This window comes from Actinosynnema sp. NPDC023658 (assembly GCF_040639995.1).
Taxonomy (GTDB): Bacteria; Actinomycetota; Actinomycetes; order Mycobacteriales; family Pseudonocardiaceae; genus Actinosynnema.
Map to the genome: position 1 here is coordinate 1 of NZ_JBFAAX010000257.1, position 8,096 is coordinate 8,096.

Here is an 8,096-nt window from a genome sequence, read left to right on the forward strand (position 1 = left end):
CGTCGCCGAGCGCAGGAGGGTGCCCGCGTCGATCGCGACCAGCGACGTGCAGATCCGCTCGATCTCACCGAGCAGGTGGGAGCAGACCACCACCGAGATGCCGAACTCGGTGCCGATGCGGTGCACCAGGTCGAGCATCGCCCGCCTGCCCGCCGGGTCCAGTCCGTTGGTGGGCTCGTCGAGCAGCAGCAGTTCGGGGTCGTGGACCAGCGCCTGGGCGAGCTTGACCCGCTGCTTCATGCCGGTGGAGTAGCCGCCGATCCGGCGGTAGCGCTCCTCGTAGAGCCCCACGTGCCGCAACGTCTCCGACGCCCGCTCCCGTGCCGCCGCGGCGGGCAGGCCGCTGACCCGTGCCATGTGGGTGACGAACTCGGCGGCGATCATGTCCGGCGGCAGGCAGTCGTGCTCGGGCATGTAGCCGACCTTCGCCCGGACCTGCTGCCCGTCGGAGATCGGGTCGAGTCCGAGCACGCGGATCCGCCCGCTGGTGGGCGTGAGGAGACCCAGCGCGAGCTTGATCAGCGTGGTCTTCCCCGCGCCGTTGACCCCGACCAAGCCAACGACACCCGCCTCGATGTCCAACGTCAGGTCCGCCAGAGCGGTCACCTTGCCGTCGTAGCGCATTCCCAGCGCGGTGGTCTCGATGAGTGGCACACGAGGACCCTAGGGCCGCTCGTCCACCCACCGCATCCGGCCGCCCCCTGAGTCCGGCGGCTCCCCGACCCCTAAGGGTCGACGGCGCGACGCGGCGGGCGCCTGGGCGCTGACCGGACGTGCATCAGCCCCAGGGAGTCGTGGCCTGGAGCACCGCCTCGGTCAGCGCCGCCGTGCGCAACCGCGTCACTTCCCGGTACTCGGGGTCAGCGACCATGCGGCTGAACGCCGCCCGGTCCGGGTAGCGGACGACGACCACCGCGTCCCAGCTCTGCCCGTCCTCGGCGACCAGCGCGGTGGAGCCGGTCCCCGCGTAGAGCACCTCACCGCCGTAGCGCGGCAGGAACGTCTCGTTCAGGTGCCGCGCGTACTCTCGATAGGACTCGACACCGTCCTCCGCGAAGCGCAACAGGTTCAGCATCACCACCGGCCCGCCCGGGTCCTCTGCGAGCAGTCGCTTCAAGTCCGCACCGCGGGGATCAACAGCCATGCCCCCAGCATGCCTTCCTCCCCGCACGTCCGCATCGGTGGATCCGCCCGCACCTCAAGCCGCCCGGGTCTGCACAGGCGGTGGCGTGGACGAGCGGCCGCTACGGAGGGCGGACGACCCAGCCGTCCGCCCTCCGTCCCGTTGTCGGAGCCGTCCTCAGTTGGTCGGCGTGCTCCACGTCTGGTTCGGGCCACCCACGCAGTCCCACACCTGCAACCGCCGACCGTTGGTCGTGTCGCCGGCTGCCAGGTCCAGGCAGCGCTTGGACCACGCGTTCTGGTACTGGTTCGCGCCGACGCGGATCCAGCGCTGGTTGTCACCGCCCCAGCACGCGTACGTCTTGAGCTGCGCGCCGTTGCCGATGGCCTCGCCGGGCTGGTCGAGGCACTCGTTGCCGATCCGGATCTTCCCGGCGGCGGTGAACGTCCAGCGCTGGTTGGTGCCGTTCAAGCAGTCCCAGACCTGCACGGCGGCTGTGGCCCCGTCGCGGTCGACGCACTTGTTGGTCCCGTTCCACTTGATCATGCCGACGCCCTGGTCCGGTCCGCCGGGCGCGTTCGCCCACGCCTTGCCCAAGCGTCGGAAGGTCAGGGACTCGACGCGGACCGTGCCGTTGTTGGCGTAGGTGCGGATGCCCAGGCTGCCGCTGGAGGAGTTGAAGTCGACGTTGTCGGTGACGGAGATCCTGCCGTCGTTGCCGAAGGTCTCCAACTGGCCTCGGTCGACGAGGACGCGCAGCTTCACCCGGTTGCCGACCGGCGGCATGGGTGCGTCCGCGAGGGTCTGCCGGACGCGGTCGTAGCCGATCGCGGCGTCACGCGTGCCGTCGGCGCGGCGGTGCAGCTCGAAGCCGAAGTCGGTGGCCGTGGCACCGGTCAGGTCGTAGGTCGCCTCGATCTCGTAGGTGTCGGCGGTGATGCCGTTGAACGGGTTCGTCGCCAGGTCGTTGGAGATCGTCAGGTTGCTCCAGGTCTGCGCGGCCTGCCGGACGGTGGAGATCTCGCTGACCGGGTTGCGGGTGACCCGGAGGCCCTCGGGGAACGTCTTGAGCGCGAGCTGCGCGGGGAACGACGCGTTGCCGGTCCAGGTCGAGCCCCTGTTGCCCGGCTGCCAGAACATCTGGACCACCCGGTTGGTGGGCGTGTTCGTGAAGGTGAGGCCGGCGTAGGCCGTCCCGTCGAACGCGGTGCGACCCACGTCCAGGCGTTGCGGTCGTGACCAGCCGGCGTCCGGCACGAAGACACCGGCGCTGCTGAGCGTGCCGACGACGTACTCGCCACTGGCATCCTGCATGACCCACTTCGGGTTCGCGGTGTTGCCGTCGACGGGGAGCTGGTAGAGGTCGGGGCACTCGAACAGCCAGTCGGCGCGGAACTCGCCGCGGTAGGTCCAGCTCAGCAGGTTCGTGGAGCTGTAGAACTTCGCGGTGTTGCCGCCGTCGTTGCCCCAGAACACCATGCCCCAGCGGTTGCGCGCGGCGTCCCAGAACACCTTCGGGTCGCGCGACTCGAACGGCGTCGAGATCACCTTGGCGCCGCCGTTGTACATGCGGAACGTCCGCGCGCCGTCGGTGCTGTAGGCGATGGACACGCCGTTGGTGTTGGTGAACAGCAGGATCGGTGCGTCGGCACCGGTCTTGAGGCCGGTGACGTTGTTGGTGTCGACCCAGCCGCCGCCGGAGAACAGGGTGGCGTTGTGTGTGCCCGGTTCCAGCGCGATCGGCTTCTGGGTCCAGTGCACCAAATCCGTGCTGGTCGCGTGGCCCCAGTGCATCGTGTCCCAGTTCAGGCTGTGCGGGTTGTGCTGGTAGAACAGGTGGTAGACGCCGTTGTAGTACAGCGGCGCGTTCACGTCGTTCATCCAGCCGCCCTGCGAGCTGAAGTGGAACTGGCCGCGGAACGGCTCGTTGTAGTCGGTCGCGTCGTAGGGGTACTCCGGGTAGGACGCCGCCTGTGCCGCGGGGGCGACGATCGCCGTGACGGCGAACAGGGCGACCACCGCCGACAGGACGGTGGTGCGGCGTCGGAGCGGTCGCGTGGAGGTGGATCTGCGCATGCCGGCCTCTTCACGTCTGCGGGAAGGGAGTTTGCTTCGGCGGGACGGGGACTCGTCCGGGCGGGGTGTGGCTCGCCGCGGCCCGGCATCAAGACGCGTGTCGGTCGTCCTGAAGTCTTTGCGGTGCACCGAGGTTGCGTGGGAGCAGTTCGTCGAACCAGGGGGAGTCCGCGCCGGGGCGGGTGCAGGTGATGGCCGCGACGCGTTGTGCGTAGGCGAGGACGTCGGTGAGCTCGGTGTGGGTGATGGTGGTCAGGTTGGTCCGGGTGAGCAGGTCGTTGCGGTCGAAGGCGGCCAGGAGGCCGGCCATGAACGCGTCTCCCGCGCCGACCGTGTCGACGATGTCGACGGGCAGGCCGGGGAGCTCGATGTGCCCGGTGGGTCCGGAGGCGAACACGCCCTCGGCCCCGCGGGTGACGATCACGAGAGCGGGCCCCTGCTCGTGCCACTCGGGCACGACGTCCGCGAGGGTGCGGTCGGGGGCGATCCACCGCAGGTCGTCGGCGCTGACCTTGACGACGTCCGTCATGCCGAGCCAGCGCCGCAGCCGCGCGCGCACGGCGGCGTGGTCGTCGATGAGCACCGGGCGGATGTTGGGATCGAGGGTGACGACGCGGTGCGGGTGTTCACGGGACAGCAGGGTCTCGAACGCGGCGGCCATCGGTTCGACCGCGAGGGCGAAGGAGCCGCCCACGTGCAGCGCCGCGTCGGGCGGGAGGGTGGCCGGCAGGTCGGTGACCTGCCAGCCGCCGTCGGCGCAGCCGTCGACGTAGAACGAGTAGTCGGCCGCGCCGTCCCGGTCGACGTCCACCACGGCGAGCGTGGTCGGCGCGGTCGACCGGATGACGTGGCGGAGGTCGACGTTGGAGGTCTCCAGGTGGTCGCGCAGCAGGGCGCCGAGGCGGTCGTCGGCCAGGCGTGCCAGCAGCGCGGTCTGCGTGCCGAGCCGACCGAGGCCGACGGCGGTGTTGGCCGGGCTGCCGCCGGGTAGCGGCCGGTAGCCGCCGACGCGGTCCGGCACGAGGTCGACGAGCGCCTCACCGGCAACGATGATCATGTCGTGTCCCTTGTCGGAGGAGCGGTGGTGGAACCGGGAAAGACGACGCCACCACCGGGAGCTGCCAGCGTCGGCAGGAGCCCGTACGGCCTACCTCCTCTACGTCAACGTTGACGTAACGGGCCTCCGGGCACGATGAGGCTTCGATGCGGGTGGCGCTACTCAGGCAGCACAGGGTGACGGCCGCGCTTCCGGTCCCGTGAGGACACTTCGCGGAAGTCGGTCTTTCGTTAAGTCATCGTTGACGCTAGCCGCGTGGTCCAAGTCACGACAAGCCGCCGTTATGCAAGCGTTACCCGCGACGAGACAACACGACCGACTGAGCACTGTCTTCTATCAACACTGAAGTAATCATGACGACTTCAGGGAAGAGGCCTCCGCACCGACTGGCTAGCGTGACGATCATGCTGATCCGTGACTTCACCGCAGAGGACTGGCCCCGCGTCTGGCCCATCGTGCGCGATGTGGTCCGCGCGCGGGAGACCTTCACCTACGACCCCGACATGACCCCGGAGCAGGGGCGCGACACCTGGGTCGTGGGCCCGTCGGGGCGGACCGTGGTCGCCGTCGAGGGGGAACGCGTGCTGGGCACGGCCCACATGCAGGCCAACCGGCCCGGTCCGGGGTCGCACGTGTCGACGGCCAGCTTCATGGTCGCCGCCGACGCCAGGGGACGCGGGGTGGGCACCGCGTTGTGCCGCTTCGCGCTGGAGTGGGCGCGCGGACAGGGGTACGCGGGCATGCAGTTCAACGCCGTGGCGGAGTCGAACCGGGTGGCCGTCGAGCTGTACCGGCGGCTCGGCTTCGAGGTGGTCGGCACGGTACCCGGCGCCTTCCGCCACCCCGAGCTGGGCCGGGTCGGACTGCACGTCATGTACTGCGAGTTCTGACGCCCGGAACGGGCCGGGCCCCTGGTATTTGTCAACGTGCGTGCAGGGCTGTTCCCGCCACCGGAACGGAGGTTCAATCGCCCTCTCACGCCGCACGCAAGGAGTGCACATGCGCACAGCCACCGTCGCCGCAGCCGTCGTCGCGTTCGCCGCCGTGACCGCCGCCCCCGCCTTCGCGGTCAACACCTACAACGCGACGCCCGCGCCGGAGCGCACCGAGGTGGGCGCGCTGGTCGCCACCTGGGACAACGACGCCAACCCCGCCACCCCGGACCGGGTCGACTGGGTGTGCAGCGGCACCATGGTCGACCGCGACACGTTCCTCACCGCCGCGCACTGCACGACCGACTGGCCGTCGAACGTCAAGTTCTACGTCTCGCTGCTCCAGGACGTGCAGTCCGCGCTCGACACGGCCGTCGGCACCCCCGCGCAGAAGGCGGCGGCCGTCGGCGTCCAGGGCGTCGCGCACAGCGACCCGGCCTACCCCGGCACCTCCGCCGCACCGCACGACATCGCGGTGGTCGAGCTGCCGGCCGCGCAGGTGGCCGCGCGGTGGTCCTTCACCCCGGCGACGCTCCCCACGGCCGGGCGGCTCGACGCCCTGGGGCCGCAGGGCCTGGACGACACCGGGTTCACCGCGGTGGGCTACGGCACCCAGGAGTCGCAGAGGGGGCCGGGCGGCCAGACCCACCCCGGCGGCGGCGTGCGGATGAAGGCGACGCTGGGCTTCAACGCCCTGAACAACAACTGGCTGCGGCTGTCCATGATCGAGTCCCAGGGTTACGGCGGCGTCTGCTACGGCGACTCCGGCGGCCCGAACTTCGCCACCGTCAACGGCAAGCGCGTCCTCGTCGCGACCACGATCACCGGTGACGCGCCGTGCTACGCCACCAACGTCGCCTACCGCCTCGACAGCCCCGCGGCCCGCTCGTTCCTGGCGCCTTTCGTCACGCTCCCCTGACGATCGGCGCCAGGCGCCGCGCTCCCACCCCACCCTCCCCCGGGCGGTGTCAGACGTCGAGCGGCTCCAGCTCCGGCAGCGGGGTGGGCGGCTGCATGATGCCCGCCGGCAGGCCCTGGCCGCGCAGTCGGCGGCAGATCTCGGCCAGCACCGCGAGCTGCGGCTTGTCCCGGCCCGCACGCCAGACCACGCCGAACGTGCAGTCCGACAGGTCCAGCACCGGCAGGTAGCGGATGTCCGGCCGGGGGTAGAGCCGTGCCGCCACGGACGGCACGAAGGCGATCGCACCGCCGAAGGAGACCATCGACAGCAGCGACTCGAACCGGGTGACGTGGTGGCTGGTGTAGCGGACCGGAGTCCCGTCCGGGCGGGGGTCGGCGGCCCAGAAGTCCCGGCCCTCCTTGAACATCTGCGACGCCAGGCCCACCACCGGGTAGTCGGCCAGGTCAGCCAGGGTCACCGAGGAGTAGCAGGCCAACGGGTCCGAACTGGCGACGCACACCACCCGGGGCTCGGTGGTCAACGGGTGGCTGTGCAGGCCTTCGGGCGCCGGCAGGTAGACGAACGCGGCGTCGATCTTGTCCTCGTCCAGGACGGTCATCTGCTCGACGAAGTCGACCACCTCGATGTCCGGGCCCAGCTCGGGGTGCAGCTCGCTGATCGCGGCGAGCACGCTCCGGGTCGCCTCCAGCGCGGCGAAGCTCTCGCACACGCCCAACCTGAGCCGCTCGCCGCCGACCGCGGAGCGGGCCGCCGCGTCGCGGAGGTCGTCGGTCGCGGTGACGACCTTCTCGACCAGCGGCAGCAGGGCCTTGCCCATGGGGGTCAGCTCGACGCGCCGGCTGGTCCGGGTGAACAGCTGCACGCCGAGCCGCTGCTCCAGCGAGCGGATCTGCTGGCTGAGCGCCGGCTGGGTGAGGTAGAGCTTGGTGGCCGCGCGTTTGAAGTGGAGTTCCTCGGCCAGGGTGAGCAGCAGTCGCAGTTGGTGGACAGTCGGGTCCTCAGTGACCATCATGCTCCCGTCGATCCATAATGATTGATCTAACGCCGCCCCGGATACGCTGATGGATGAGCCATTGACCGCCCTGCCAAGCTGATGGCAGCATAGATCCCACTTTAGCACGAGGGCACCGGGCGAGCCCCGTGCAGTCGAGACCCGCACGGCCGCACGTGCGGGTCAGTCCATTCTGTTTGGAATTGGGGTCTGGGGGCAGATTCCATTGCTCGACCACCCGCGTTCGTGGGGTGTTCGAGCAATCCGGTCTGGGGGAGTCGCAGTGCGGAGAATCCGAGGTCGTCCGGGGCGTCCCGGTCGTCGCGTCCAGGGTCCGCTGATCACGCCGGGGGCGAGCCGATCGTCGTAGCCACCGGTCCTGGACCGGATGGCCGCTGCGCGCCGTCCGGCGCGCTCGGCACCACGTCGACGATTGTCGTCCCGTCGACGGGTGGACACCTGTCGACGATGTCTCGAACGGGCTCCGCACCTTCCTGGCTCGTGATCGCGGTGCGATGACCGCGTGCGTTTCCGCACAAATCGTGGGAAACCGCTCGAAGTGCATCGCGTGATCGGTTCAGTGCAATCCAACAGCGAATGACAAAGGGGTCGATATGTTGACCGAGTCGTCCGCGGCCGCCGATGTGGAACGCATTCCCGACGTCGTGGGCGCGAACGTGTCCGTGCCGCTGGTCGACGGCGGGTGGGTGTCCCACGCCAACCTCGACCACGCGGCCAGCGCACCGTGCCTCACCGCGGTCCAGCACGAGGTGAACCGGTTGCTGCCGTGGTACAGCAGCGTTCACCGCGGCTCCGGTTTCACCTCCCGCGTGTCCACCCGCGCCTACGAGCGGGCCCGTGCGTCGGTCCGGCGCTTCGTGGGCGCCGCGTCGGACGCCACCGTGCTGTTCACCCGCAACACCACCGACTCGCTCAACCTGCTGGCGAGCACCTTGCCGCCGGGCACCGCGGTGTTCCGGTTCTCCGCCGACCAC

8 protein-coding genes are annotated in these 8,096 nt (G+C 70.1%); 3 read left to right on the forward strand and 5 right to left on the reverse strand.

Annotated elements, in window-relative coordinates; translation table 11 throughout:
• The 4 genes from AB0G02_RS22840 to AB0G02_RS22855 form a co-directional block, all read right to left on the reverse strand.
• The coding region (locus AB0G02_RS22840) for an ABC transporter ATP-binding protein (protein WP_360797492.1) at positions 1-654 on the reverse strand (654 nt) is incomplete at its 3' end.
• A gap of 124 nt (positions 655-778) precedes the next feature.
• Positions 779-1,144: a DUF1330 domain-containing protein gene (locus AB0G02_RS22845; RefSeq protein WP_360797493.1), complete on the reverse strand. Its 366-nt coding sequence runs from the start codon at positions 1,142-1,144 to the stop codon at positions 779-781.
• Between the two features lie 156 nt (positions 1,145-1,300).
• Positions 1,301-3,199 (reverse strand): ricin-type beta-trefoil lectin domain protein, encoded by a 1,899-nt coding sequence (locus AB0G02_RS22850; RefSeq protein ID WP_360797494.1) that lies wholly within the window; start codon positions 3,197-3,199, stop codon positions 1,301-1,303.
• 88 nt (positions 3,200-3,287) lie between these two features.
• Positions 3,288-4,256, reverse strand: a complete 969-nt coding sequence (locus AB0G02_RS22855) for a carbohydrate kinase (RefSeq protein WP_360797495.1) — start codon at positions 4,254-4,256, stop codon at positions 3,288-3,290.
• 404 nt (positions 4,257-4,660) lie between these two features.
• Here AB0G02_RS22855 and AB0G02_RS22860 point away from each other — a divergent pair, with 404 nt between their 5' ends.
• The gene (locus AB0G02_RS22860; RefSeq protein ID WP_360797496.1) at positions 4,661-5,146 is read left to right on the forward strand and encodes a GNAT family N-acetyltransferase; all 486 of its coding nucleotides are present in this window, start codon (positions 4,661-4,663) and stop codon (positions 5,144-5,146) included.
• A 109-nt stretch (positions 5,147-5,255) separates the two neighbouring features.
• The gene (locus tag AB0G02_RS22865) at positions 5,256-6,107 is read left to right on the forward strand and encodes a trypsin-like serine protease (RefSeq protein ID WP_360797497.1); all 852 of its coding nucleotides are present in this window, start codon (positions 5,256-5,258) and stop codon (positions 6,105-6,107) included.
• A 49-nt stretch (positions 6,108-6,156) separates the two neighbouring features.
• Here AB0G02_RS22865 and AB0G02_RS22870 read toward each other — a convergent pair whose 3' ends face one another.
• Positions 6,157-7,122, reverse strand: coding sequence for a LysR family transcriptional regulator (locus tag AB0G02_RS22870; protein ID WP_360797498.1), 966 nt, complete (start codon positions 7,120-7,122; stop codon positions 6,157-6,159).
• 593 nt (positions 7,123-7,715) lie between these two features.
• Here AB0G02_RS22870 and AB0G02_RS22875 point away from each other — a divergent pair.
• On the forward strand, positions 7,716-8,096 hold a 381-nt coding region (locus tag AB0G02_RS22875), incomplete at its 3' end, for an aminotransferase class V-fold PLP-dependent enzyme (RefSeq protein ID WP_360797499.1).

Bases quoted from the DNA above. Each gene is read 5' to 3' on its own strand.
- AB0G02_RS22845 (WP_360797493.1), bottom strand. From the start codon at position 1,144: ATGGCTGTTGATCCCCGCGGTGCGGACTTGAAGCGACTGCTCGCAGAG.
- AB0G02_RS22850 (WP_360797494.1), bottom strand. From the start codon at position 3,199: ATGCGCAGATCCACCTCCACGCGACCGCTCCGACGCCGCACCACCGTC.
- AB0G02_RS22855 (WP_360797495.1), bottom strand. From the start codon at position 4,256: ATGATCATCGTTGCCGGTGAGGCGCTCGTCGACCTCGTGCCGGACCGC.
- AB0G02_RS22860 (WP_360797496.1), top strand. From the start codon at position 4,661: ATGCTGATCCGTGACTTCACCGCAGAGGACTGGCCCCGCGTCTGGCCC.
- AB0G02_RS22865 (WP_360797497.1), top strand. From the start codon at position 5,256: ATGCGCACAGCCACCGTCGCCGCAGCCGTCGTCGCGTTCGCCGCCGTG.
- AB0G02_RS22870 (WP_360797498.1), bottom strand. From the start codon at position 7,122: ATGATGGTCACTGAGGACCCGACTGTCCACCAACTGCGACTGCTGCTC.